At 64.2% G+C, this 23,773-nt stretch carries 24 protein-coding genes and 1 pseudogene; 19 read left to right on the top strand and 6 right to left on the bottom strand.

The window, feature by feature from the left end; translation table 11 throughout:
* Window positions 1–106: 106 nt before the first annotated feature.
* The 7 genes from NRB20_RS23925 to NRB20_RS39785 all read left to right on the top strand — a co-directional run bounded on the left by NRB20_RS23925 (window position 107) and on the right by NRB20_RS39785 (window position 4,986).
* Window positions 107–988 (top strand): helix-turn-helix domain-containing protein, encoded by an 882-nt coding sequence (locus tag NRB20_RS23925; RefSeq protein WP_319945319.1) that lies wholly within the window; start codon window positions 107–109, stop codon window positions 986–988.
* Entirely contained in the window at window positions 985–1,188 is a 204-nt protein-coding gene (locus tag NRB20_RS23920) for a DUF397 domain-containing protein (protein WP_153412778.1), read from the top strand. The genes NRB20_RS23925 and NRB20_RS23920 overlap by 4 nt, the downstream gene beginning before the upstream one ends.
* 392 nt (window positions 1,189–1,580) lie before the next feature.
* Window positions 1,581–2,090, top strand: coding sequence for a DUF3558 domain-containing protein (locus tag NRB20_RS23915; protein WP_194289986.1), 510 nt, complete (start codon window positions 1,581–1,583; stop codon window positions 2,088–2,090).
* A 45-nt stretch (window positions 2,091–2,135) separates the two neighbouring features.
* The gene (locus tag NRB20_RS23910; RefSeq protein ID WP_153412774.1) at window positions 2,136–2,540 is read left to right on the top strand and encodes a hypothetical protein; all 405 of its coding nucleotides are present in this window, start codon (window positions 2,136–2,138) and stop codon (window positions 2,538–2,540) included.
* Window positions 2,541–2,563: 23 nt separating this feature from the next.
* Window positions 2,564–3,865, top strand: coding sequence for a hypothetical protein (locus NRB20_RS23905; RefSeq protein WP_153412772.1), 1,302 nt, complete (start codon window positions 2,564–2,566; stop codon window positions 3,863–3,865).
* A 125-nt stretch (window positions 3,866–3,990) separates the two neighbouring features.
* A complete protein-coding gene (locus NRB20_RS23900) occupies window positions 3,991–4,773 on the top strand; it encodes an ESX secretion-associated protein EspG (protein ID WP_153412770.1) in 783 nt (260 codons plus the stop codon).
* A gap of 3 nt (window positions 4,774–4,776) precedes the next feature.
* Window positions 4,777–4,986, top strand: a complete 210-nt coding sequence (locus tag NRB20_RS39785; RefSeq protein ID WP_454786547.1) for a DUF7336 domain-containing protein — start codon at window positions 4,777–4,779, stop codon at window positions 4,984–4,986.
* A gap of 201 nt (window positions 4,987–5,187) precedes the next feature.
* Here the strand turns inward: NRB20_RS39785 and NRB20_RS23895 are convergent, their stop codons facing one another.
* Both NRB20_RS23895 and NRB20_RS23890 read right to left on the bottom strand, forming a co-directional pair.
* Window positions 5,188–6,318 (bottom strand): alpha/beta hydrolase, encoded by a 1,131-nt coding sequence (locus NRB20_RS23895; protein WP_319945318.1) that lies wholly within the window; start codon window positions 6,316–6,318, stop codon window positions 5,188–5,190.
* Window positions 6,319–6,756: 438 nt separating this feature from the next.
* Window positions 6,757–7,374 (bottom strand): TetR/AcrR family transcriptional regulator, encoded by a 618-nt coding sequence (locus NRB20_RS23890; protein WP_153412766.1) that lies wholly within the window; start codon window positions 7,372–7,374, stop codon window positions 6,757–6,759.
* A gap of 335 nt (window positions 7,375–7,709) precedes the next feature.
* Here NRB20_RS23890 and NRB20_RS23885 point away from each other — a divergent pair, with 335 nt between their 5' ends.
* From NRB20_RS23885 to NRB20_RS23840, 10 genes are all read left to right on the top strand, one after another.
* Window positions 7,710–8,507: an SDR family NAD(P)-dependent oxidoreductase gene (locus tag NRB20_RS23885; RefSeq protein ID WP_153412764.1), complete on the top strand. Its 798-nt coding sequence runs from the start codon at window positions 7,710–7,712 to the stop codon at window positions 8,505–8,507.
* Window positions 8,508–8,582: 75 nt separating this feature from the next.
* Window positions 8,583–9,230 (top strand): carboxymuconolactone decarboxylase family protein, encoded by a 648-nt coding sequence (locus NRB20_RS23880; RefSeq protein WP_153412762.1) that lies wholly within the window; start codon window positions 8,583–8,585, stop codon window positions 9,228–9,230.
* Window positions 9,227–10,492 (top strand): aromatic ring-hydroxylating oxygenase subunit alpha, encoded by a 1,266-nt coding sequence (locus tag NRB20_RS23875; protein WP_319945317.1) that lies wholly within the window; start codon window positions 9,227–9,229, stop codon window positions 10,490–10,492. The genes NRB20_RS23880 and NRB20_RS23875 overlap by 4 nt, the downstream gene beginning before the upstream one ends.
* Window positions 10,489–10,818, top strand: coding sequence for a hypothetical protein (locus NRB20_RS23870; RefSeq protein WP_153412760.1), 330 nt, complete (start codon window positions 10,489–10,491; stop codon window positions 10,816–10,818). Before NRB20_RS23875 ends, NRB20_RS23870 begins: the two co-directional genes overlap by 4 nt.
* A 67-nt stretch (window positions 10,819–10,885) precedes the next feature.
* On the top strand, window positions 10,886–11,725 hold the full coding sequence (locus tag NRB20_RS23865) for a TauD/TfdA dioxygenase family protein (protein ID WP_153412759.1): 840 nt from the start codon (window positions 10,886–10,888) through the stop codon (window positions 11,723–11,725).
* Between the two features lie 12 nt (window positions 11,726–11,737).
* Window positions 11,738–13,009, top strand: coding sequence for an aromatic ring-hydroxylating oxygenase subunit alpha (locus NRB20_RS23860; protein ID WP_153412757.1), 1,272 nt, complete (start codon window positions 11,738–11,740; stop codon window positions 13,007–13,009).
* Window positions 13,006–13,335, top strand: coding sequence for a hypothetical protein (locus NRB20_RS23855; RefSeq protein WP_153412755.1), 330 nt, complete (start codon window positions 13,006–13,008; stop codon window positions 13,333–13,335). Before NRB20_RS23860 ends, NRB20_RS23855 begins: the two co-directional genes overlap by 4 nt.
* Before the next feature lie 34 nt (window positions 13,336–13,369).
* On the top strand, window positions 13,370–14,614 hold the full coding sequence (locus NRB20_RS23850; protein ID WP_319945316.1) for a metal-dependent hydrolase family protein: 1,245 nt from the start codon (window positions 13,370–13,372) through the stop codon (window positions 14,612–14,614).
* 131 nt (window positions 14,615–14,745) lie between these two features.
* Window positions 14,746–16,215: an aldehyde dehydrogenase gene (locus NRB20_RS23845; RefSeq protein ID WP_153412753.1), complete on the top strand. Its 1,470-nt coding sequence runs from the start codon at window positions 14,746–14,748 to the stop codon at window positions 16,213–16,215.
* 461 nt (window positions 16,216–16,676) lie between these two features.
* Window positions 16,677–17,849 (top strand): spirocyclase AveC family protein, encoded by a 1,173-nt coding sequence (locus NRB20_RS23840; protein ID WP_319945367.1) that lies wholly within the window; start codon window positions 16,677–16,679, stop codon window positions 17,847–17,849.
* 1 nt (window position 17,850) lies between these two features.
* Here NRB20_RS23840 and NRB20_RS23835 read toward each other — a convergent pair whose 3' ends face one another.
* Complete coding sequence (locus tag NRB20_RS23835) at window positions 17,851–18,441, bottom strand: TetR/AcrR family transcriptional regulator (protein ID WP_227833812.1); 591 nt, start codon at window positions 18,439–18,441, stop codon at window positions 17,851–17,853.
* Window positions 18,442–18,512: 71 nt separating this feature from the next.
* Between NRB20_RS23835 and NRB20_RS23830 the strand changes: the two genes are divergently transcribed.
* Window positions 18,513–18,974, top strand: coding sequence for a nuclear transport factor 2 family protein (locus NRB20_RS23830; protein ID WP_319945315.1), 462 nt, complete (start codon window positions 18,513–18,515; stop codon window positions 18,972–18,974).
* Between the two features lie 57 nt (window positions 18,975–19,031).
* Window positions 19,032–19,214: pseudogene (mhpB, locus tag NRB20_RS23825) on the top strand (3-carboxyethylcatechol 2,3-dioxygenase); the annotation flags it as partial.
* A gap of 14 nt (window positions 19,215–19,228) precedes the next feature.
* Here the strand turns inward: mhpB and NRB20_RS23820 are convergent.
* The 3 genes from NRB20_RS23820 to NRB20_RS38360 all read right to left on the bottom strand — a co-directional run bounded on the left by NRB20_RS23820 (window position 19,229) and on the right by NRB20_RS38360 (window position 22,692).
* On the bottom strand, window positions 19,229–20,488 hold the full coding sequence (locus NRB20_RS23820; protein WP_153412750.1) for an amidohydrolase: 1,260 nt from the start codon (window positions 20,486–20,488) through the stop codon (window positions 19,229–19,231).
* A gap of 248 nt (window positions 20,489–20,736) precedes the next feature.
* The gene (locus NRB20_RS23815; RefSeq protein WP_153412748.1) at window positions 20,737–21,495 is read right to left on the bottom strand and encodes a dienelactone hydrolase family protein; all 759 of its coding nucleotides are present in this window, start codon (window positions 21,493–21,495) and stop codon (window positions 20,737–20,739) included.
* Window positions 21,496–21,555: 60 nt separating this feature from the next.
* Window positions 21,556–22,692: a DUF4913 domain-containing protein gene (locus tag NRB20_RS38360; protein WP_227833811.1), complete on the bottom strand. Its 1,137-nt coding sequence runs from the start codon at window positions 22,690–22,692 to the stop codon at window positions 21,556–21,558.
* Window positions 22,693–23,773: the final 1,081 nt, after the last annotated feature.

The following is a 23,773-nucleotide window of genomic DNA, read 5'->3' as shown; positions in this document are numbered from 1 at the left end:
TCGGAGGCGGAATCGCTCCATTTGGTTTGGAATACTGGAACGTTCCAATTGGGGTGGAGTGCATTGGAATACGTGCGGAACGGTGGTCCCGTAATTGGAAGGGTGGGTGTTTTCAGTGTCTGATGAACCGCGCAACAGCAGTCTGCCGCGTCGGGTGCTCGGGCGTCGGCTGCGGGAGTTCCGGGAGGGGCTCAAGATGAGTCGGATGCATGCGGCTCGGTCGTGTGAGATGGGGTCGCAGACGTTGTGGCGGTTGGAGACTGGACGTTCCAGTGAGGTGAAGCGGGTGACCGTGAACCTGCTGTGCGACCTGTACGGGGTGAGCGATGAGGACCGTCAGGCCCTGCTGTGGTTGGCTGCCGAGTCCCGCAAGGACGGGTGGTGGCAATCGTTCGCCGGTGGGATCGAGCCGGAGGTGGAATTGTATGTCGGTCTCGAGGGTGCTGCTTGTCGTGTCTCGACCTGGCAGTCGCTGATTCTGCCTGGGCTGCTTCAGCTTCCGGAGTATCGGCGAGCGATCTGGGATACCCAAGGTCGACCGGTGAATATCGACAGCGAACTCGGAATCCTTGCGAAACGCCAAGAGCGGCTTGATGATCCGAACTTCACATTTTCCGCTCTGCTCAACGAATCAGTGTTGCGTCATAACATGTGCGGTAACGAAGCAATGGTGAGACAGTTGAGCCACATTCTCGAGGTAAGCAAACTGCCTAACGTGTCGATCAGGATTGTCCCCTTCACCGCACCACCGCATCTGGGCCTGCATGTCAAAGACTTTGTCTTCCTGGAGTTTCCAGAGCATCTGAATCCGATACTCACCGAACCGCCGGTAATCTATGTGGAGAGTCTGGCAGGCGTGCTCTACCTGGATAAGCCCGCTGAGATCGAATTGTTCCGGAACGCCCGGGCCGATGTCGAGCGGGTAGCCTTGAGTGAGAACGACACTCGGGGCCTCATCGAGGCGATGCAGAAGGAGTACGGCTCATGATCATCGACTTGTCGGGTGCGAGATGGTTCAAGAGCAGCCGGAGCCTCAGCGGCAAAGAGTGCGTCGAGGTGGCCCATCTCGACGAGGGCATGGTCGGCGTCCGAGACTCGAAGAACCCGACCGGCCCGGCACTGCTCTTCACCCTCTCCGACTGGGACGCGTTCACGAATCGCCTCACGAAGGGCAGTTTCGATCAGTAGAGCGATCGATTCCTCTGCGCCACAGCAGATTCGGACACCAACGCGACGCATCCCGCGAGACCAAGCGAGTCTTGTCGCCCACGACTCGTAGCGCCTGGATCCGATTCGTAAGGTGGTCGGAACGCCTACCAACCCGTTGGTGTTCGGCACCAGACCGTCAACACAGAGTAGAAGTAGTCACCGTCGATGGCGGTCTGAGGACCGTTGGACTCGGCATGGATCATGTGGGTTGATCGACCGTGTTCTGTTGTGCAGCACGACATCCGGCCCGACGAGTGGTGTCCGGTCCGGACGTTCATCGACAGTAAGAACGCCGTTGGCGCGGTTGCGGTCGAACCGGGGCAGCCCCGTTGCTAAGGTGGGGCGACTTGTTCTCGATGATCGGGGGTTGTATGCGTGCGCTGGCAGTGGCAGCTGGTGTGTGTGCAGTGTTGGCCGTGGCCGGATGCAACAAGAGCGACTCCGGGTCGTCGGCAGCATCCCCGACCAAGCTCACCGAAGCTCAACTGTGGGATCCGTGCACTCTGTCGGATAGTGCGGTCAAGGCGACAGGCGTCGATCCCAGTACGAAGAATACGAATGTGTTCGGCGTTGCTCAGGCAGGCTGGAAGGCTTGCGCTTGGAACAACGACGACTATTTCCTTGCAGTACATTCCACAGTTCACACCATGGATGAAGTCCGTTCCAATGATAGTTTCAAGAATATACATAACGTCGACGTTTCCGGTCGTGAAGCTATCAGTTACAACGACGAGTCGGATAGTTGTGGTGTAGATTTCCCGACCTCGAAAGGTGTGGTCGAAGTGATCATCCGCAAATCGGGTACGTCGAACGCTAGCATTGACTATTGCGCTATCGCCCTGAAATCGGCCGGGTCTCTGAACTCGTCTATACCGAAGTAGCCAACCATCATTGGACGCAACTCAGCCTGACAAGAAGCGGGAATCATGGGCGACGCAAACAGCATGATCGACATGAAGCAGCAGTTTACGAACTACGCAAACAGTGCGGCATCGGGCCAGCTGATAATCGAGGATGGCGTAGCAGACAAGTGCATTCAGCATTGCCAGAACTATTTGGTCGATCTGAATGCACTGAAGTTCCGTTGTTCGGAGCTGGTGCACGTCGCATCATTTGGCACACTGAAGTCAGCATCTGCTCTGGGAAATAAGTTCCACACCTTGGCTATCGGTGACACCGGGACAGGCTCTTTGAAGGAAGCAATACAAGAGCGAATTGATGTGGTAATGCAGATGGAGGAAATGTTCAAGAAAGCCAAGGATGCCTTCACGAGTTCCGATGAGGCGACCAAGGACAAGCTCCGTCAAGCTATGAATAAAATCGACAAGTAACTAGCCCAGGGGGATCGAGGGCGATGAGCCTCGGCGACTTTATCGACAGTCTGACCAGCCAGTTCAGCTCCAGCGTCTCGCCTACGCAGGGCGAGAAGGATGCTCAGACCAAAGGGGTTGCGGAACGCGACGCGGCGCAGAAAATCAGCAATAGTCTCGGACAGAACTATCACGGCGAGTACCTGCCCGAGACCGTCGCGCAACTGATGGAAAACTTTGACGGGATGTCACACGACGACATTCTCAAGTATCGCGACAGCATCGACACTCAGGGTCTGGGGCTGGGCGTGGACGCATGGAACAAAATCGCCGACGATCTCCATACGAAAGCGACTCTGTTCCAAGGGGCGATCGAGGGACAGATAAACGACGGCTGGACCGGCGCCACCGCTGATTCCGCGAAGACAAGCGTTCGCAAGTACGCCGATGACGTCGACTCCCTCAAAAACGCCGCACTAATCGTCGGCAGCAAGGTCAGTGACGCCGCCGCAACGTTGACGCAGGTCAAGAACCAGCTTCCCGACAAAGCGAAGAGTACCAGCACCTCGGTTGCGGGAATTCTCACCGACGCGGTTGCGAATGCGGTGCTTCCCGGAGCGGGAGTCGCAACCACCATCGGTCATCACATGACCGATAAGGGCAGGGAAAGCAACGCCCAGTCAGAGGCGCGTGACGTCATGAATCAGGTATACGCTAAATATCTCCCTGACGCGGATAAACAGGTCCCAAAAATGCCCGGCGCGACGAAGTCGGACAATAATTCCGGCGGCGCTTCGGGGCCGACCGGTCCGTCGCAGAGCGGCACCGGCACGAGTACGTACAATTCCCCTTCGACCACGTACGGTCCGTCGAACAGTTCGGGTGCGTCGAGTTACAGCCCGAGCGCCAGTAGTTCGGCTACCAGCTACAACCTGTCCGGTACGAGTACGAATAGTTCGACCAGTCCGTCGAGCCTGAATCTGCCCGATGCGACCACGGGTCTGAGTTCGAGTTCCTCGCCGACGAGCACCGCCGGGTACAGCCCGTCGGGTTCGGGCACGGCGGGGACCACGGGCATGGGTGGGTTCAATTCCGGTGGCGGCTTGGGTTCGAGCATCCCGGGTACCACGAACGGTACGACCACCGCGGCGACCGCGGCCAACGCGGCGAACAAGTCCACCTCCGGCCTGGGCAGCAATATGATGCCGCACGGCCAGAAGAAGGACGGCGAGGGGGACAAGGAGCACAAGACCGCCGATTACCTGCGGGGCGTGCAGGAAGAGTTGCTCGGCCCCGAGGAGCGTCTGCTGCCGGGCGGTGTGATCGGCGGCGACTACGAAGCATGACCGTCCAACCACGGCGCAGGGCCGATGTGCGGTATCGGCGATCGAAATCGGTTCCGCCCCTTGCTAGAGTCGACTGGCTCGCCGAGAAGGTCGGCGAGCTTGTTCATGTGTGATGGGGGCGGGCGATGACCACAGGTACCGCGAACGCGTGGGTGCTGTCGCAGCTGGAGTTCTACACCGCGTGGCAGGCGGTGGGGCGGGATCGGACGCCGTTTCCGATCGAATCCCGGCTCACAGCCGAGTATCGGACCGATCTGGATCGCGAATGCAAGGTCGCCGCAAGGAAACTCGTCGATCTGACGCGGGCCGACGACGGTCTGTATCGGGCATTGCAAGCCCTCGCGCAGCCACAGGTGCACGTGATGATGTTCGGGTACCGGCTGGACGGGCGTGAGCGGATGGTGCGCATGCACGCCGGGATCGATGCCGGGGGCGTCGGCGGCGTGCTGGTGCAGGAGCCGGGGCCCGATCGCGAACTCGACGCGGCCGGGAATATTCGGGTCTACCTGCAAGGTCCCGGTGGCGCGGCCGCCCGCATGGTGTCGCTGCTGCCGGACGTGCCGCCGGGCAAGGCACACGGAGTGTCGATCAATCGGCTGGATCTCGCGCCCTCGGAGACATGGAGCGCGAACGCTCACCGCAGCCCCCGGGCACAAGCCGTGAAGTTCCTCCGCAAGCCGTACCGCACCTATGTCGAGATCAAGGTGGATCGCGGTGCGGCACTGGATGGTTGGCAGGACACCGGCGACTATCTGCGGGTAGTCGATTTCGTCGAGGAGGGCCGCTACCTGATCACCCTCGGCGATCGAGTCGAGGCAACACCGTTGACCGCGGACAAACTACGCGCCTCGATACAGCAGCTGATCGACCGCGCCGCGCAGGAACAGCGTTCCTCCCCCTGGGGCTGAGAATTGGATTACGTCTACGTTGTCCAGCACGAATTGGACGATGTCTCCGCGGATGTGAAACTCATCGGGGTGTATTCCTCGATGGAATCCGCTGAGGAGGCTGTCGACAGGCTGCGTCGGAAGCCCGGGTTCATCACATCGCCCGATGGGTTCATTATCGATCGCTACAAGTTGGATCGCGACCACTGGGCCGACGGATTTGTGAGCATTTGAGTTCTGGGCAGGTCCGCTCCGACCAGGACGAGTTTCTGGCTGCAAGTGGCGCAACCACTTCCGGGTCTATGCACGCGGCGCCACGGATGGGAGTCGTTCGGTCACGATCAGGTTGCAGCCCGAACCGATTGGGCGGGAACGGATCTCACTGGCTGGCTGCGGCGGCTCGAGTGGTCGGAGCCGTATTCACACGATGTCCCCTCACCGGCTGACCTGGTCGGCGAATGTGGTCAGGTAGCCGTTGATGGTGGTGAGTGTTTGGGGGCCGTCGATACTGCCGAGAGCGAGTTGGGTGCGGATCGGGGCGGCCAGGTAGTAGCCGCTGTAGTCGCTGAAGTTGAAGTGGCGGGTGCCTTTGATCTGGGATTGGGTGATCCGGCCGGTGCTGGCCTGTAGCAGGTTGCGGGCGGTGGTCAGGGAGGAGCGGTCGTCGGCGTTCCCGGGCCGGCAGGTGCCGGTGATGCAGGAGTTCTCGCTGCCGAGCAACAGCATCGGCTTGGTCAGACCGGTGTGGACGACCGGGCCGTACTGGGTGCCGTCCAGGTCGGCCGCACCTACGCAGTGCGAATCCTCGTGGCAGGCTTCGAGTGCGGCGGCGCCGCCGAAGGAATGGCCGACGTAGAGCGTCTTCGTATCGACGTGCTGCGCTTCGAGTTTCGCGGCCCGGGCGGCGGCGAACAGGGCGTCGGCCGTCCAGTCCGCGATAAGGCGGTCACCGGCGGTTTGGGCCGGTCCGGCGTGCAGGTCGGAGGAGTCGAAGGCGGCGGGGTTGCCGGCCGGGGTGCGGTCGACGGTTCGGCCGTTCAGGACGGTGAGGTTCGCGCTGTAGGTGGGCGTGACCCCGGCGACCAGATAGCCGTGGCTGGCCAGGTTCTCCGCGATGGTGGTGTATTGCGGCGCGGCGAAGCCCAGCCCAGGTTCCAGCACGACCACCGGGAATCGCCCTGCCGCGAAGGGGACGTCGGCAATCGCGTGGCTGTGCACGTCGCCGAAACGGGTCTCCGCGATGCTCGCGATGCCGGACAGGTGCAGGCCGGACCAAGCGCCGGGGAGGTAGGGCGCAGGCGGCGCGCCGGTCTTCGCGGCCGGGTACCAGAGCCAGACCGACAGCTCGACGGGTTGGTTCGGCTCCGGGGCCAGTGGGTCGGTGCGACCGGGGTCGGTCCAGTCGGCGATGGTCCGGCCGACTGGAAACGTGCCGGTCGGAGTGGGCAGCGTGACCGGCTGCGCGGCCCGGACCGCCACGTAGCCGACATAGCCGCCGAGTGCGATCGCAAGCGTGAGAAGGGCGAGGAGAAGTCGGCGCGGCCAACGTCGTTTGCGAGCGTCCACGGCTCGCATAGTACGACCAGCATCGCCATCGAGGCGCTGAACCGCGGCCTCGAGCCGGGCAGCCTGTACGGCGTTGGCCCGGCTGGAGTCCCCCGGCCTTGTCGAGGTGGCAGCCGGGGAGGCCGAATCCCTGGACCGGCTTCACACCATACGGATCACCCCAGGCGGCCGGAAGCTGGCCGAATCCCCAGACAGGCATAAACACCATGCGGATCACTGCCGCTGCTCGGGAAATGTTTCGGGCAGAGCTACGAGCAGGTGGGGATGACCGAGAGCCCGGTGTCGCGGGCCGGAGCGTATAGGCCGGGCGTCCACGGTCGGGCTGTGGGCGTTGGTGGTGGAATGCACGGGTCCGGTTGTGCCGCAAGATGTTCGACTTGTCGCGAGTTGCACGAACGCCTCGCCCCGGACGAACTACGGGCTCTGGCACAACCGCTGCTACCGGAGTTCACCCGGGACGGCAACCGGGGTGACCGGCCGCGGGTCCCCCTCGAGTTCGCGCAGCAGCTTTTCGAGCAACGCGGTCACATCGTCGTGCCCGGCATCCACGCCGAACGCCTCCTCCATGCGCAGGAATCGCGACACACTCGACATCAGCAACACCAGAGCGGCGGGCGTATAGGTCTCGGAGTGGTAGCCGTAACCGTCCAGCACCCGGGCGACCTCTTCGAGTTGCAAGGCACGAAATCGCTTGGAGGACTTGGCGATTTCGGCGCGAATGGTTTTGCGGTGATTGGCCAACGCCACGAATTCCATGGTCAGCGAGGTGTGTGAGCGGTCGTGGATGGCCTCCCACAGCGCCCACAGCGGCTGCGGGGAGGTCAGGGCCTCGCTCTGGCGCTGGTAGCTGCGTTCGGCGCCGCGGCGGAACAGTTCGATGAACAGGGTGTCCATCGTGCCGAAGTAGTAGTACACGAGAGCCGGATTGGCCTGCGCCCGCGCCGCGACCCGACGGGTGCTCACCGCGGCGTAGCCCTCCTCGAGCATGATCTGCTCGGCCGCGTCCAGTAACGCGGCCCGCGTCGGGGAGTCCTCGGGACCCGTGCCCGGCTTCATCCGATGTCCTCCTGCGGGCGTGGGATTCGTGTGGCTCCGACGGCGATTGCTCAGCAACAGCCGAGCTGTTCGCCCAGTGTACGGGCGGTGCGGTCGGCGCCCGCGAACCGCCCGCACCGGAAGTGCCTCCACCCGAAGACTATTGACAGCTCCGAGACGCCTGCCGTATATCTTAGTCACTCGCCTAATTAGGCAGTCGACTAACAGGCTCGGAGCATCGGTTCCGAGGTGATCCGAGTGCCGCACGACGCGCGCGGCCGATCCGAGAGCGCGGGGCGTCGACCCCGCCGGACATTCGGCCGATCCGCGACGAGCGGTCGACGAACGGAGCTGCGATGAGCGATACGAACCGCGTCGATCAGGGCCGCTCGCCCGATTCGGACGCTCCGGCCGGTCGAGTGGCAGTAGTGACCGGCGGCGCATCCGGCATGGGCAGGTCGATCTGCGAATCCTTTGCGGCACATGGCTATCGGACCGTGGTCCTGGACATCGACGGACCCGGTGCGGACGAGGTCGCGGAGAAACTACGGGCCGATGGCGGCACCGCGCTCGCCCGCGCGGTGGACGTCACCGATCGGGACGCGGTGTTCGACGCGATGCGGCAGGTCCGCGCCGCATTCGGGCCGATCGACATCCTGGTCACCAGCGCGGGACTGGTCGGGTTCGCGCCGTTCACCGAGATCACGCCGCAGGACTGGCAGCGGATCATCGAGGTCAATCTGACCGGGACGTTCCACTGCGCGCAGGCCGTCATCCCGGATATGGTCGCCGCCGGGTGGGGGCGGATCGTGACGATCTCCTCCTCGAGCGCGCAGCGCGGGTCGCCCGGGATGGTGCACTACACCGCGTCCAAGGGGGCGGTCGTCGCGATGACCAAGGCGCTGGCCCGCGAATACGCGGCGTCCGGGATCACCGTGAACACGATTCCGCCGTCGGGGATCGATACGCCGATGTCGCGCCAATCGCAGCAGGCCGGAAATCTCCCCGACAACGCCACCATGGCCAAGGCGATCCCGGTCGGACACCTCGGCTCGGGTGACGACATCGCCGCCGCGTGCCTGTTCCTGTGCTCTGAGCAGGCCGGATACATCACCGGTCAGGTACTCGGCGTGAACGGCGGGTCGGTGATTTGACGGTTCCGCCGCCCGAAGGCGGGGATCTCCAGCTCAGACCGCAACCAAACCATCCACACGAAGGAGGTGATCCGATTGTCGTACATTCTCGACACCGACATGGCTCCGTTCGGCCACCCCGGCCAACCGCGGCTGACACCGTTGCCAGCCGAGCAGTGGGATGCGCGTGCACGCGAAATGCTGTGCGGGCGAGTCGGATTGGCGGACCGCTATCTGTCCGGTGCGCCCGACGCTCCCCCGATGCCCAATGTGCTGGGTCTTTTCGGGCATCACATCGAACTGGGGTCGGCGTGGCTGGCCTACAACGGCACGTTGCTCGATCGGCCCGCTATCGAACCGCGGCATCGTGAGCTGGTGATTCTGCGGATCGCGTGGTGCAGTCGCGCGCGGTACGAGTGGATGCAGCATGCGCGGCTGGCGCTGAACTGCGATATCACTGCGGCCGAGGTCGAGGCGGTGACGCGCGGGCCCGCGGATGCGAGCTGGTCGCCGGTCGAGCGGTTGTTGTTGTCCGCGACCGACGAGCTGCTCGGCGAGTACCGCGTGCGAGACCAGACGTGGTCGAGTCTGACAACACATTTCGATGCCCGGCAGCTGATCGAGATCCTGTTCGTGGCCGGGTCGTATCTGTGTCTGGCACTGGTATTCAACAGCGTTGGCCTGCAACCGGATTCGGCGATGGAACAGACGTTCGCACCCCCGGAGATCAAGGAGCAACCGTGAGGCAATGGCCCAAACCCGCCGAGGGCAGCTGGACCGAGCATTATCCGGACCTCGGCACCGGCGCGATCTCGTTCGAGGATTCGGTGTCACCGGAGTTCTTCGAACTCGAGCGGGAGGCGATCTTCAAGCGCGCCTGGCTCAATGTCGGTCGGGTGGAACAACTTCGACGCACCGGCAGCTATTTCACCAAGGAGATCGATGCCGCCCGGACCTCGATCATCGTGGTGCGGGACCGCGACGGCGGGGTCAACGCGTTCCACAACGTCTGCCGGCATCGGGGCAACAAGCTCGTGTGGACCGATGATCCGCGTGCCGAATCCGCCGGTGTCTGTAGACAATTCACGTGTAAGTACCACGGGTGGCGGTACGGGCTGGACGGTGAGCTGGAGTTCGTGCAGCAGCCGGGTGAGTTCTTCGATCTCGACGCGAAGGACTCCGGGCTCGTTCGGGTGCACTGCGGTGTCTGGAACGGGTTCATCTTCGTCAATCTCGCCGAGGAGCCGCCCCAGACATTGCGAGAGTTCCTGGGGCCCATGGTGACTGCCCTGGACGACTATCCGTTCGATCGGATGACCGAGTGGTACGAGTTCACCGCCGACAACCGCAGCAACTGGAAGCTGTTCGCCGACGCGTTCCAGGAGTACTACCACGTGCCGGGCCTGCATCCGCAGCAGATACCGAATGCGGTCCGCACCGGAAAAGGCTTCGAGTGCGCGCACTTTCAGCTCGACGGTCCGCATCGGATGGTCAGCACCGGTGGGGCGCGACGCTGGACGTTGCCGCCGGAGTTCATGTATCCGATCGAGCGGATCACCCGCAGCGGACTGGTCGGCCCGTGGGAATCACCCGAACTCGGTGATATGCCAACGGGTTTGAACCCCGGACGGGTCGAGCCGTGGGGTATCGACAACTTTCAGATCTTCCCCAATATCGAGATCCTCGTCTACCGCGGCTGGTATCTGCTCTACCGCTACTGGCCCACCTCCTACAACACACACCGGTTCGAGGGGATGCTGTGTTATCAGCCCGCGCGGACCGTGCGGGAGCGGGTGGAGCACGAGGTCTCCTCGGTGGTGTTCAAGGAGTTCGCGTTGCAGGACGCGGGGATGCTCACCGGGACGCAGACCGCGTTGGAGCAGGCGTATCGCAGCGCCGGGATCACTCGATTCCCGGTGAACGATCAGGAGATTCTGGTTCGGCATTTTCATCACGCGGTGGCCGATTGGGTCGATCGATACCGAACCGAGGTGGGTGTGCGATGACTCGGCTACCAACGGAATTCGCCGAATTCGAGCGATTCGCGCAGACCTGGTGTCTGCCAACCGAATCCGAGCGCTGGGCGTGCCGCATGGCCACGCCGATGCCGGAGTTGATCGCGTTCCACGACGCGTTCCTGCCGCGCCTGGACGAGGCCATCTCGCACTGCGACAAATATCCCCTCGACGATCTGCCCGAGGACGCGCTGAACCTGCTCTACCTGGTGTATTCGCTGATCATGGTCGCGATGGCGGTGGAGATCTTCTCCCAGCCCATGCCCACCGACAGCGCCGACGCCGAACTGCATCGCATCGGTGAGCCGACACCGTGATCCACGGAACTGTCGTGATCACCAGTGCCACTGTCGGATTCGGCGATGTGCCGGAAGGAATTCCCTCATGACGATCACCCTCGAACCACTCGGGCACGATGTCGGAGCGCGGGCGCACGGCGTCGACGGCGAGCAGCTGACGAACGATCCCGCCGCCGCCCACATCGTGCTGCGGGCGCTGGAAGCGTACGGGGTCTTGATATTTCGCGATCTGCACCTGTCGCCGCAGGATCAGGTCGCGTTCTGCCGCAGGCTCGGACGGATCGACACCGAACCCGGTCATCACCCGGTCGAGGGGATCTATCGGGTCAGCCTCGACACCGCCAAGAATTCCTCGGCGAACTATCTGCGCGCGACGTTCGACTGGCATATCGACGGCTGCACGCCGCAGGACGACGCCTGTCCGCAGATGGCGACGGTGCTGTCCGCCGAAGCCGTGGCCGAATCCGGCGGGGAGACCGAATTCGCTTCCACCTACCGGGCTTTCGATGACCTCAGTGCTGCCGAACGCGCCCGGCTGGCCGCGCTGCGGGTGGTGCATTCGCTCGAAGCCTCGCAGCGGCCGGTGACCCCGGATCCGAGTCCCGGACAGCTCGCGGCGTGGCGGCGTCGCCCGGCGCGCGAACATCCGCTGATCTGGACGCATCGTTCGGGGAGGCGGTCGCTGGTGCTGGGAGCTTCCGCCGATCACGTCGTGGGCATGGAACCCGTCGAAAGCCGTGCGCTGCTGGATGATCTGCTGCGCCGCTGCACCGCGCCCGAACGCGTCTACCGGCACGAGTGGTCGGTCGGGGACACGGTGATCTGGGACAACCGGGGCGTCATCCACCGCGCCGCGCCGTACGCGCCCGGATCACCGCGAGAAATGCTGCGCACCACCGTACTCGGCGACGAACCGATCCGATGAAGGAGTAACACCATGCCCCGTTGGCCCAAGCCCGCCGAGGGCAGCTGGACCGAGCACTATCCCGAGCTCGGCACCGCGCCGATGTCGTACGAAGATTCGATCTCACCGGAGTTCTTCGAACTCGAGCGGGAGGCGATCTTCAAGCGCGCCTGGCTCAATGTCGGTCGGGTGGAACAACTTCCGCGCACCGGCAGCTACTTCACCAAGGAGATCCACGCCGCGCACGCCTCGGTGATCGTCGTGCGCGACCGCGACGGCGGTATCAATGCCTTCCACAACGTCTGCCGTCACCGGGGCAACAAACTGGTGTGGGATACGTTGCCGCGCGAGGAGGTTTCGGGGACCTGCCGTCAGTTCACCTGCAAATATCACGGCTGGCGTTACGGATTGGACGGTGCGCTGAATTTCGTTCAGCAGCAAGAGGAATTCTTCGATCTGGATCAGAGCGAATACGGGTTGGTGCGGGTGCACTGCGAGGTGTGGTCCGGATTCGTGTTCGTGAATCTCGCGCCCGAACCTCGGCAGTCGCTGCGCGAATTCCTCGGCCCGATGATCACCGACCTGGACGGCTATCCGTTCGACGCGCTCACCGAACGTTTCGGCTACCGCTCCGAGGTCGGCGCGAACTGGAAGCTCTACATGGACGCGTTCCAGGAGTTCTATCACGCGCCGGTCCTGCACGGGAAACAGACGCCGGACAACTACTCCAATGCCGCGCAGCAGGCCGGATTCGAAGCGCCGCACTACCGGCTCGAGGGCCCGCACCGCATGGTCAGCACCTCGGGCGTGGTCACCTGGGAACTCGATCCCTCGATGCGCAAGCCGATGGAGGACATCACCCGCAGCGGACTGTTCGGGCCTTGGGACACACCGGATCTCGGGCCGCTGCCCGCCGGGGTGAATCCCGCCGGATGTGAGCCGTGGGGGCTGGACTCGTTCCAGCTGTGGCCCAATTTCGTGATCCTGATCTGGTCGAGCGGGTGGTATCTGACGTATCACTACTGGCCGACCTCGTACAACACGCACATTTTCGAGGGCAATCTGTATTTCCCGCCGTCGCGGAGCATTCGGGAGCGGGTCGCACACGAGATGGCGGCGGTGACGTTCAAGGAGTACGGGTTGCAGGACTGTTCGACATTGGAGGCGACGCAGATGATGCTGGAATCCCGTGCGGTGCAGGCATTTCCGCTGAACGATCAGGAGATTCTGTTGCGGCATCTGCACAAGGTGGCCGGCGACTGGGTTGGGGACTATCAGCGCGAGAAGGCGGAGGCGGGACGATGAGCCTGTTGCCCGAGGAATTCGCCGATCTGGAACCTTTCGCCGAAATATGGTGTCTGGCAACCGAACCCGAACGTTATGCGAAGCGTCTGGCCAGCACGGTCGCGCAGATGCAGGAGTTCTACGATGCGATCACCCCGCGTGCGGAAGCGGCGATCGGCTACTGCGACGGGTTCCCGCTGGAGGATCTGCCCGAGCAGGTGCAGAACCTGGCGTATCTGCTGTATTCGATGATCAACGTGTCGTTCCCGGTGGAGGTGTGGAGTCAGCCGTGGGTACCAGACAGTGGCACAACGACTTTGGACTGCGTGCTGGAGCCGATCCCATGAGCGGGACCGTGCACCCCGGGCGCGAGGTGCGATCGTGAGTGAGTCGAGCACGGTCCTGCGCGCCGCGCGCTGGGTGGACGTGGAATCCGGGCAGGTGCACTCCCCCGCGACCGTCGTGGTGGACGGCACGCTGATCACCGCGGTCGATCCGGTCCAGGAACCCCCGGGCGCACGGGTGGTCGATCTGGGCGATCTCACGCTGCTGCCCGGGTTGATGGATATGGAGATCAACCTGCTGATCGGCGGTCCCGACACTCCCACCGGGCTGCCGAATCCGATGCACGGCGTGCAGGACGACCCGGTCTACCGCACCCTGCGCGGCACCGTGAACGCCCGCACCACACTGCATGCCGGATTCACCACGGTGCGCAATCTGGGGCTGATGGTGAAGTCCGGCGGTTATCTGCTGGACGTCGACCTGGCCCGCGCCATCGAACAGGGCTGGGTCGAGGGGCCGCGCATCGTCGGGGCCGGGCACGCCATCACCCCGACCGGCGGCCACCTCGATCCGACGATGTTCCAGCGTCTCGCGCCGCACATCATGCCGGTGAGCGTCGAGGAGGGGCGCGCGAACGGGGTTCCGCAGGTGCGCGAATCGGTGCGGTATCAGATCAAGTACGGCGCGGGGGTGATCAAGATCTCCGCCTCGGGCGGGGTGATGTCACACGGGACTCTCGCAGGCGCACAACAGTATTCGGACGAGGAACTCGAAGCGATCGTGGACGAGGCGCACCGGGCCGGGATTCGGGTCGCCGCGCACGCGCACGGCGACGCGGGGATTCGGGCGTGCGTCCGCGCGGGGGTGGACTGCATCGAACACGGGTCGCTGGCCAGTGACGACACCATCGCGATGATGGTCGAGCACGGCACGTTTCTGGTGCCGACGAGTTATCTGTCCGAGGGGCTGGATGTCTCCAAAGCCGCTCCCGCGCTTCAGAAGAAGGCCGCCGAGGTGTTCCCACGCGCCCGGGAGACGTTGCGCAAGGCGATCCGGGCCGGAGTCAAGATCGCCTGCGGCACAGACGCTCCCGCCGTTCCGCACGGTGACAATGCGAAAGAGCTTTGGGCACTGGTGGATCGGGGTATGACGCCCGCTCAGGCGTTACGGGCCGCGACGGTGGTCAGCGCCGAGCTCATCGATGTCGATGATCGTGGACGGCTCGCGGCTGGGTTGCTTGCCGACATCATCGCTGTGCCAGGCGATCCGACCGCGGATATCACGCTGTTGCAGGACGTGCGTTTCGTCATGAAGGACGGGCGCATCGTCAAGCACAGGTAGCTGCTTGTTCGAACAGGAAGACAGACGAATGGTCGAAGGAATTCTCGACACCGAGCCTGACGCCGACTCGGCCGGAGCGGGGTATTCCTGCCTCGAATCCAAACTCACACAGTGTAATTCAGGTGGTAATCATGCCTTATCCCCAAGAGGTAGCCGTGCCTGCTCATCGGCATCTGTTCATCGGCGGCGAGTGGGTCGAACCGAGTGGTGACGGCACGATCGAGGTGATCTCGCCGCACACCGAGCGACCTGTCGGCCGGGTGCCCGAGCCCACTCGCGCAGACGTCGACCGTGCGGTTTCATTGGCGCGCAAGGCTTTCGATGAGGGGCCGTGGCCGAGACTCGATCCATCGGAACGGATCGCGATCGTGCGGCAGCTGGCCGAGCGGTATCGGCCGCGTCAGGAGGAGCTCGCACAGCTGGTCACCACCGAGATGGGTGCGCCGATCACGTTCTCCCGGTCGGCGCATGCCCGGCTGCCCGGTGCGATGATCGGCGCGTTCGCGGATGTCGCGGCTCGGCACCCGTGGCAGGAGACGCGGGCGGGCGCGTTCGGTGGCGAGGTGGCCGTGCGCCGCTCGCCCGTGGGTGTGGTCGCGGCGATCATTCCGTGGAATATGCCGATGTTCCTGACCGTCGCGAAACTCGTTCCGGCACTGCTGGCGGGCTGCGCGGTGGTGCTCAAACCCTCGCCCGAGACCGCGTTGGACGCGTACTTCACCGCGGAGCTACTGAGCGAACTCGGGTTGCCGCCCGGCCTGGTCAGCATCCTGCCCGGGGACCGTGAGATCGGGCGGTATCTGGTGTCGCACCCCGGGGTCGACAAGGTGTCGTTCACCGGTTCGACGGCTGTGGGTAGGAAGGTCGCGGCGGCGTGCGGGTCGGCGTTGCGACGGGTGAGTCTGGAGCTCGGCGGGAAGTCCGCCGCAGTCGTTCTGGACGATGCCGATCCGCAGGTTGTCGCCGAGGGGATGACGGTCGCGGGGTTGATGAACAGCGGGCAGGCGTGCGTTGCCCAGACGCGAGTTCTGGTGCCGCGCAATCGTTATCGCGAGTTCGCCGATGCGCTCGCGAGCACGGTCGAGAGTCTTCCGGTCGGTGATCCGTTCGATCCCGCGACCAGGGTCGGCCCGATGGTCTCCCAGCGTCAGCAGCAGCGCGTCCGGGGGTACATCGCTCAGGGCGTCGATGAAGGCGCGCAACTGCTCGTCGGCGGGTCCGGTCTGCCCAGCGGAATCTACAGTGGCTGGTACGTCCGCCCGACGCTGTTCACCAACGCGCACAACGCAATGCGCATCGCCCAGGAGGAGATCTTCGGCCCGGTCCTTACCCTGATCCCCCACGACGGCGACGAGGACGCGACCCGTCTGGCCAATGCCAGCGAATACGGTCTGTCGGGCTCGATCTGGAGTCCGGACATCGCCCGCGCAACCACCGTCGCCCACGGAATCCGCAGCGGCACACTGGGAATCAACGCCGCCTACAGCATGGACCCCGCCGCGCCCTTCGGCGGTGTCAAAGCCAGTGGCATCGGCCGCGAATTCGGTCCCGAAGGCTTGGACGGATTCCTCGAAACAACCTCGGTGTCCATCGCTCCCTGACCCGAGCCCGCAGCCGAAACACCCACCTACGCCGCCGAATTCGTTCCCGAGTACACGGTGGTCCGTTCGTCAGTCCGGAAGGAGACAGCGCAATGAGTGAGCTGTCGAAGCAGGTTCCGACCCCGAGCACCAATGCCGCGGCCCACAAGTCGATCCCGGCAGCGGTCGCGCCGGACACGGCAGCCGAACCGGTCACGGTAGATGCCATGGCCCAGGGCGCCGAGTCGAGCCGGGCAGCCGTCACGCCAGATACGGTGGATGCGGCAGCCGAGAGCAGCGACACCCACCCAACGGCAGCCGAACCGGTCACGGTAGATGCCATGGCCCAGGGCGCCGAGTCGAGCCGGGCAGCCGTCACGCCAGATACGGTGGATGCGGCAGCCGAGAGCAGCGACACCCACCCAACGGCAGCCGAGCCGGTCACAGCGAATGCGGCAGCCAAACCAGTCGCGGTAGCTGCCATCGCAGAGGGCGACGAGTCCGGCCGAACGGCGGTCGGGCCGGACAGGGCGGATAGGACAGCCGAGGGTCACCAAGCCAGCCGGACCGCTGTCAAACCGGTCACGGTGTGGGCTGTCATCGGCGGCGCGCTTCTCGTACTCCAGCTGTACGTCTGGATTCGGTGGATCACCGGGCCGTATTTCGCGCGGGTGCCCTCGGGGCCGGACGACCCGCCGTTGTATATGAAGATTCCGCTCGTCGCCAATGCGGCAATTGCCTGGATCGGGCTGCCGATTGCGCTCTGGTGGTTCATCATTCGGCCGTGGCGGCGGGATCGGCGGCCGTCGCTCGATGGCATCATCATGGTTTCCACGGGGCTGATGTTCTTCCAGGATCCGCTGCTCAATTATCTGAACACCTGGTGCACGTACAACACCTGGATGCCCAATCGCGGGTCGTGGTCGTCGGATATTCCGGGGTGGGTGTCGCCGGAGGTGCCGGGTCATCAGGTGGTGGAACCGCTGCTGACGAACGTGCCGGGCTACTCGTTCGGCAATCTGCTGTTCCTGATTCTCGGCTGCTGGGTGATGCGAAAAATCAAGGCGCGCTGGCCCGGAGTCAGCAACCTCCGGTTGATCGGCCTCATCTTCGGCTTCAATTTCGTCATCGATTTCATTCTGGAGGGACTGGTCTTCCTGCCGATCGGTTTCTACGTGTATCCCGGGGCGATCCGGTCCGTATCGATCAATGCCGGAACCTATTACCAGTGGCCCGTTTACGAGGGGCTGATGTGGGGCGGGGTTCTGACCGCGCTGTGCTGTCTGCGTTATTTCACCGACGAGCGCGGGCGGACCATCGCCGAGCGCGGGCTCGAACATGTTCGCGGCAGTGTGGCCAAGGTCGAGATCACCCGTGCGCTGGCGATTTTCGCGGCGGTGAGCGCGTGTTTCTTCTTCTGCTACAACCTGCCCGCGCAGTGGGTCGCCATGCATGCCGATCCGTGGCCCGCGGATGTTCAGAAGCGTTCGTACCTCAACGGGGGTATCTGCGGCGACGGTACCGATGCGCCGTGCCCCAACCCGGTGCTGCCGATGCCCACCAAACGCTCCGGCCATATCACCACCGACGGGCATCTGGTCCTGCCCGACGGGGCGCACCTCCCCACGACCGTGCCCTTCGCGCCGAGTCGGTGACTCACTTCCCCGTCCGAAGGAGGCGTTCGGCCGCGCGGCGCGCCACATCCGCGATCTCCGGGGTCCCGTTGATGCCCGCCGTGACGATCGCGCCCTCGGCCAGCAGGTAGATCGCATCGGCGACCTCGGGCCGCTCGGATTCGGTCAACGCGGTGATCTGCGCGCGGAATGCCGCCTTGTGCGCCCGAACCTCGGCGAGTACGGCAGGGGCGGAGGCACCCAGTTCGCCGTGGATGTTGATCCACGCGCAGCCCCGGAAACCATTGCCCGCGAACCAGTTTCGAAGCCAGTCGAAGACCGCGAGAATCCGCTGAGTGGGGTCGTCGAAGCGCGCGACGAAGGCGGCCAGGTCGGCTCGCCAGCGCGTGTCCCGCTGCCGCAGTACGGCGACGACGATGTCCTCCTTGGTCCGGAACATCGAGTAGATCCGTTTCAGCGACAGGCCCGACGCCTCGCGAATCCGATCCATCCCGACCGCCTGCACACCGCTGGCGTAGATCAGCGATTCGGCCGCCGCCAGCAGCAGCTCGCGGTCGTCGGCCTTCTGCTCGGCGGTGAGCGGGGCGGGCATGTCGGTCACTCCCTTTGACATCGAGAACGGTCGTTCCCTACGATAACGCACACGTTGAGAACGATCGTTCTCCCGCGTCGAGAGGAGTCGCAGTGTCCGAATCTCGCCCGCCCTTTCCGCCTTTCACACCGGAGACCGCAGCGCAGAAGGTCCAGGCCGCGGAGGACGCCTGGAACACCCGCGATCCGCAGCGGGTCGCGCTCGCGTACACCCCCGACTCGATCTGGCGGAACCGGGACGTGTTCGTGCGGGGTCGCGCCGAGATCGTGGACTTCCTGACCGCCAAGTGGGAGCGCGAACTCGACTACGCACTGCGCAAGAGCCTGTGGGGCTTCCGCGAGAACCGGATCGCCGTGCGCTTCCAGTACGAGTGGCACGATCGGGACGGCCAGTGGTGGCGCAGTTACGGCAACGAGCTGTGGGAATTCACCGAGCAGGGGCTGATGGCGCGACGGGAGGCGAGCATCAACGATCTCGCGATCACCGAGGGCGAGCGACGGATTCACGGTCCGCGGCCCGTCGAGGAGCACGGCGTGGAGATTCCCATCCGCTAGCGCTGCCGTATCAGATGCACACGCGGGCAAGGGATCCCGGACACAGCGAGCTCGATCGAGGCTGTCGACAACTGGACCGTCGAGTGGATGGGCGGCGGTTCGGCGCACGAGGTGCGCACCTGGATCGCCGCCTATGCCGCCCTCGCCGCCGGAGGGAGCTACGAGTTGGAATACCGCTTCTACGAAGCGATTCCGGAATGGATCGCCGGATTCGCCGTCACCACCGCGGCACGGCGGTAGCCACCCTCGTACGGTCAGGTGGTCCGGCCCAGCCAGGTGCGGGCCGCGACGACCATCGCCTCCACGCCCGTGCTCAAGGTGGGCTCGATCTCGGGGGCGAACTCGGGCGAATGGTTGGCGGGCACCTTATCGATACCCCCGCCCTCGACCACCTCGCTCAGGTCCAGATTCGCGAAATCTATTCCGCCCCAGAACCAATAGACGCTCGGGACGCCCGCCGACGCGCCGAAGACGCCCGCGTCCTCGCTCGCGTTCACCTGGGGCATGGGCAGTAGCCGCTGGACGCCGAAGTGTTCGGTGAAGGCGGCGACGGTGGTGTCGGTGGCGGCCGGGTCGTTGACGAGGATGGGTGCGCTGAGATTCCAGTCGAATTCCGGTTCGCGTTCGGCGCCCGACGCCGCGGCTTCGGCGCGGGCGATACGTTCGATAGCGGCGCGGACCAGGTCCCGGACCTTCTCGTCGTAGGTGCGGATGGTGATGCCGAGTTCGGCGGTGTCCGGGATGATGTTGTCCTTGGTTCCGGCTTGCAGGCGGCCGACCGTCACCACGGCGGTGTCGGCGGGCGGCACCTCGCGCGCGACGATGCCCTGCAATCTGGTCACCACGTTCGCGGCCATCAGGACCGTATCGATCGCGGCCTCGGGCCGGGAACCGTGCCCGCCGCGGCCGTGCAACGTGACCTGCACCGCGTCCATACCCGACATGACCGGGCCGCCGCGATAACCGATCATCCCGGCGGGCAGCGGCCCGACATGCTGGGCGAGCACGATATCCGGTCGCGGAAATCGCTCGAACAGCCCGTCCGCCACCATATTTCGCGCACCGCAGGCCAACTCCTCGGCCGGTTGGAACACCGCCACCACGGTCCCGGCCCACTCCTCGGTCGAATTCGCCAGCAGCGTAGCCGCACCGACCAGACACGCGGCATGCATATCGTGCCCACAGGCATGCATCACCGGCACCTCGACACCCGAATGATCCTGCGCCCGAACCGAACTCGCATACGGCAACCCGGTCTTCTCCTCGACCGGCAACGCGTCGAAATCGGCCCGCAGCAACACCACCGGCCCCTCCCCGTTCCGCAACACCCCGACCACCCCGGTGCCCCCGACCCCGGTCGTCACCTCGAACCCCAGCGGCCCGATCGCCGCGGCCACCCGCTCCGCCGTCCGAAACTCCTGCAACGACAACTCCGGATGTTCGTGCAGGTCACGATAGAAATCAGCAAGCTGCTCCCGCAGCCCGGGACTACGGTCCCACGGCAACGCCGCCATACCGGACTCCTTCCGATGGATCGGTCACGCCGACTGTACCGAGCCGCCACGCCTCGGCCCACAACTCCCACCACAAACCGAGACACCGCTCAGCAACTCACCGCGACCGATCGACAACCCCGCCCGGACCATGGCCCTGAGTGTCGGCCCGAAGCTTTCTCGGCCATGGTCGACGGGCGCGCTGCCAACGGGTTCTTTCCTGCTGGTTTCGGTGGGACCAGGTCGGCGAATGTGATTGCAGGTGAATGCTATTCGGTCCGACGTGGAGCCGGAAACGACGTCTCGGACCCCGCATCAGGCCTGAACACAGTGTCGAGGATTCGTTGGGCGTCCTCGAACGACCGACGGTCGGCAGATTCGTTGTAGGCGACGCCGGGTATCCCACCGGGCGTCGCATGCTTGTGGGTGAATCCGTGTGCTGCGTCGCCGTAGATATTGAATTGCCAGTCGGCCCGGGCGCGATCCATTTCGTCGGCGAATGCGGTGAGGTCGGCCAGCGGCACGTGCGGGTCGGTGGCACCATGGCAGACCAAGATCCTCGCCCGGACTGCCCCTGGCGCGGCGGGGTTCTGGGTCCTGAGGCTTCCATGGATGCTGACCGCGGCGCGGACCGAACTGCCAGATCGCGCCAGCTGAAGTGCGGCCATGCCGCCGAAGCAATATCCGACGACAGCGATCCGATCATGGCCGGTGATATCTGTCAGCAGAGACATAGCGGTTTCGGCACGCCGGACGAGCATCGCGGCGTCGTCGCTCAAGGTCGTGACAGTTTTCATCACGCGCTCTCTGTCACCCACGATGCCGTCGCCGTACATATCGCAGGCAAAGACGGTGTATCCGAGTCTGGCCCAACGCTGTGCCTGGTCGCGCGCGTGTTCGTCGAGGCCAGCACCACCATGGATCAGAAGAATCGCAGGACTGGGGCCGGATGCGAAATCACGGTAGAGAACGCCAGTAAGGTCGGTTTTCCCATCGCGATAGGTATGTGCATTACAGATGATCGCCATGACAACCTAGCCTAAACTAGATTTCGCGCATCATACCACAGCGAGTAATTTTTTGCAAATTCAATGTAGGTCTACACGGCCATCGTCGGGGGGCTTCGGGGTAGCGAACAGGTCGGCAGGGGGCGATAGCAGCGGGAGGGGGCCGATCGAATCTCGGTGCCCGTTGCGGGCGCTACAGGATCCGAAAGGGCCGCGATGGTCGAGCAGTTCGGTCATATGTGGGTCGGCGTGATTGCGAAACCAGATGCTCGGACCTGTCGTGCCGTCGCGTCCGAGATCTTCCCAGGCGCGCCACAGTGCATCCAGGCGGACGACGGCTTCGGCATGCCGCCACCATTCCGGGCACCATGCGGTGTCGTTCAGATCGGTGACCTGACGCCGGTACATCGAACTCAGGAAATCTTCGACGAACCGGACGACATTTTCGAACTGTGTGACGTTGTCCGATGCGATATCTTCGGCAGCGGTATCGGATATGCCGGTCGGCGCGGACAGCACGGGCAGCGGTTCGAGCGTATCTCGGTGCCCATGCCGAACACTGCAATACCGGAACGGGCCGCGGTGGTCGAAAATCCGCCGCATCTGCGGGTCGGCGTGATCCAGGAACCACAGGGTCAGACCCGGTCCGGGGTCGAGTCTGAGACGTTCCCAGGACCGCCACACGGCGTCCAGCCGCAGAACCGCCTCGGCATGCTTCCACCATTGGGGACACCATGCCATTCCATTCGGATCGCTGACCTGACGCTGGTAGACGAACCTGAGATATTCCTCGACGAACTCGCCCACATCAGCGAAGCGAGGATTTTCCGGGTAGACCCGCGCCGGATGTGCGAATCCGGCGGAATTCACCGATGACGACTCGGAAGGCTGCGTGGGTAACTGCTCCAGAAAATTCCGATGCCCGCCCTGAACACTGCAATATCCGAAAGTTCCACGTGGGTCGAACAACCGATACATCTGCGGGTCTGCGTAATCGAGAAACCACGTACTCAGGCCCGGCCGACCAACTGATCGAAAATACTCCCAAGACCGCCACAGACTGTCGAGACGCACAACCGCCTCAGGATGTGTCCACCATTGCGGGCACCACACGGTGTCACTGCGATCTTGTACCTGTCGCGCATAGACGTAGTTCAGATAATTCTGCACGAACTCGACGACGTTGCCGTAGACGCTCGGAGTCGACCGTTCGCCCATCGGCACCACCTCCCCTGCCCCGCACCGCGACCATCACGGAACCGATGCGGGCAATCGTACCCGAACCCTGTAACCTCCACGCGCCCATCGGAATTCACCGGTCAGCACGGGCAGTTCACCATCCTGCCGGACGATGAGAAGGCCGGCTTCATCACGTCCCGATCCAATGGGAGCAACGTCGAGCACGATGGCCGGATGCGAGTATCTATTCACGACAACAGTTCTCATATCCCGAAGTGCGGCTGATCCGCGGGCACGATCCGCCGCGCATCCACCAACCTCGATCACGGTCATCGAGAAATCGCGCCTCGGGCGATGAAGACCGCCGCACACCTCCTCTCACACTGAGCCTTTTTCATCCTGAGAGGGTTATGCAAAAGCCCTGCCGCACGCGCATCATCGCAGTTCAGAACCTCGGATCGCCGACTTAGGCATAAACCTCCGAGAGTGTCGGCGACCTAATGAATCAGCGCTCACACCGGCCAGCGGCGGGCACGACACCCCATCAGCGCCCCTTTCTTCCCGGCGAACCGACGGGAGCACCATCTCAGAACAGGACTCGAAGTCCGTGGCCGATCAAGTGCTCACCCGCCGACCGCTACCGGTAGCGAGTCTGCCCGATCCGTCGACCGCATGGACCCGCTGCAACTCATTAGGGTTGACGGTGTTGCAGCGCTGAATGAGTTGCCGCGCTGAATGATTGGAGCGCCTGACCATGTGGACGGCCGCCCCCCGAGCGAGGAGGCCGATTACCGCATCCACTCGCACCGGAGGGGCTTACGTACCGTTCTACCCTGCCGCGCTGAATATTTGGAGCGCCTGACCATGTGGACGGCCGCCCCTGACGAGGACGTCGATTACCGTATCCACTCGCACCGGAGGTGCTTGCGTACCGTTCTACCGTGCCACGCTGAATATTTGGAGCGCTTGACCGTGTGGACGGCCGCCCCCTAGCCTGGATCTTGCGCCGGGCCTGCGGCCCGGCGTGATCGGGTTCGGATTGGTTGTTTGCCGCTGATCAGCGGCTTTCGGGCAATCTTGGGTGGCCCGGTCGGCGGGTTGGCCGCCGGGCTCCACGGGC

This window comes from Nocardia macrotermitis, assembly GCF_009604405.1.
In the GTDB taxonomy this organism is placed as follows: Bacteria; Actinomycetota; Actinomycetes; order Mycobacteriales; family Mycobacteriaceae; genus Nocardia; species Nocardia macrotermitis.
The sequence above is the reverse complement of the archived record's forward strand: the minus strand, read 5'-3'. Positions and strand labels throughout refer to the sequence as shown.

Bases quoted from the DNA above. Each gene is read 5' to 3' on its own strand.
- NRB20_RS23920 (WP_153412778.1), top strand. From the start codon at position 985: ATGATCATCGACTTGTCGGGTGCGAGATGGTTCAAGAGCAGCCGGAGC.
- NRB20_RS23915 (WP_194289986.1), top strand. From the start codon at position 1,581: ATGCGTGCGCTGGCAGTGGCAGCTGGTGTGTGTGCAGTGTTGGCCGTG.
- NRB20_RS23910 (WP_153412774.1), top strand. From the start codon at position 2,136: ATGGGCGACGCAAACAGCATGATCGACATGAAGCAGCAGTTTACGAAC.
- NRB20_RS23905 (WP_153412772.1), top strand. From the start codon at position 2,564: ATGAGCCTCGGCGACTTTATCGACAGTCTGACCAGCCAGTTCAGCTCC.
- NRB20_RS23900 (WP_153412770.1), top strand. From the start codon at position 3,991: ATGACCACAGGTACCGCGAACGCGTGGGTGCTGTCGCAGCTGGAGTTC.
- NRB20_RS23890 (WP_153412766.1), bottom strand. From the start codon at position 7,374: ATGAAGCCGGGCACGGGTCCCGAGGACTCCCCGACGCGGGCCGCGTTA.
- NRB20_RS23885 (WP_153412764.1), top strand. From the start codon at position 7,710: ATGAGCGATACGAACCGCGTCGATCAGGGCCGCTCGCCCGATTCGGAC.
- NRB20_RS23870 (WP_153412760.1), top strand. From the start codon at position 10,489: ATGACTCGGCTACCAACGGAATTCGCCGAATTCGAGCGATTCGCGCAG.
- NRB20_RS23865 (WP_153412759.1), top strand. From the start codon at position 10,886: ATGACGATCACCCTCGAACCACTCGGGCACGATGTCGGAGCGCGGGCG.
- NRB20_RS23860 (WP_153412757.1), top strand. From the start codon at position 11,738: ATGCCCCGTTGGCCCAAGCCCGCCGAGGGCAGCTGGACCGAGCACTAT.
- NRB20_RS23855 (WP_153412755.1), top strand. From the start codon at position 13,006: ATGAGCCTGTTGCCCGAGGAATTCGCCGATCTGGAACCTTTCGCCGAA.
- NRB20_RS23845 (WP_153412753.1), top strand. From the start codon at position 14,746: ATGCCTTATCCCCAAGAGGTAGCCGTGCCTGCTCATCGGCATCTGTTC.
- NRB20_RS23835 (WP_227833812.1), bottom strand. From the start codon at position 18,441: ATGTCAAAGGGAGTGACCGACATGCCCGCCCCGCTCACCGCCGAGCAG.
- NRB20_RS23820 (WP_153412750.1), bottom strand. From the start codon at position 20,488: ATGGCGGCGTTGCCGTGGGACCGTAGTCCCGGGCTGCGGGAGCAGCTT.
- NRB20_RS23815 (WP_153412748.1), bottom strand. From the start codon at position 21,495: ATGGCGATCATCTGTAATGCACATACCTATCGCGATGGGAAAACCGAC.
- NRB20_RS38360 (WP_227833811.1), bottom strand. From the start codon at position 22,692: ATGGGCGAACGGTCGACTCCGAGCGTCTACGGCAACGTCGTCGAGTTC.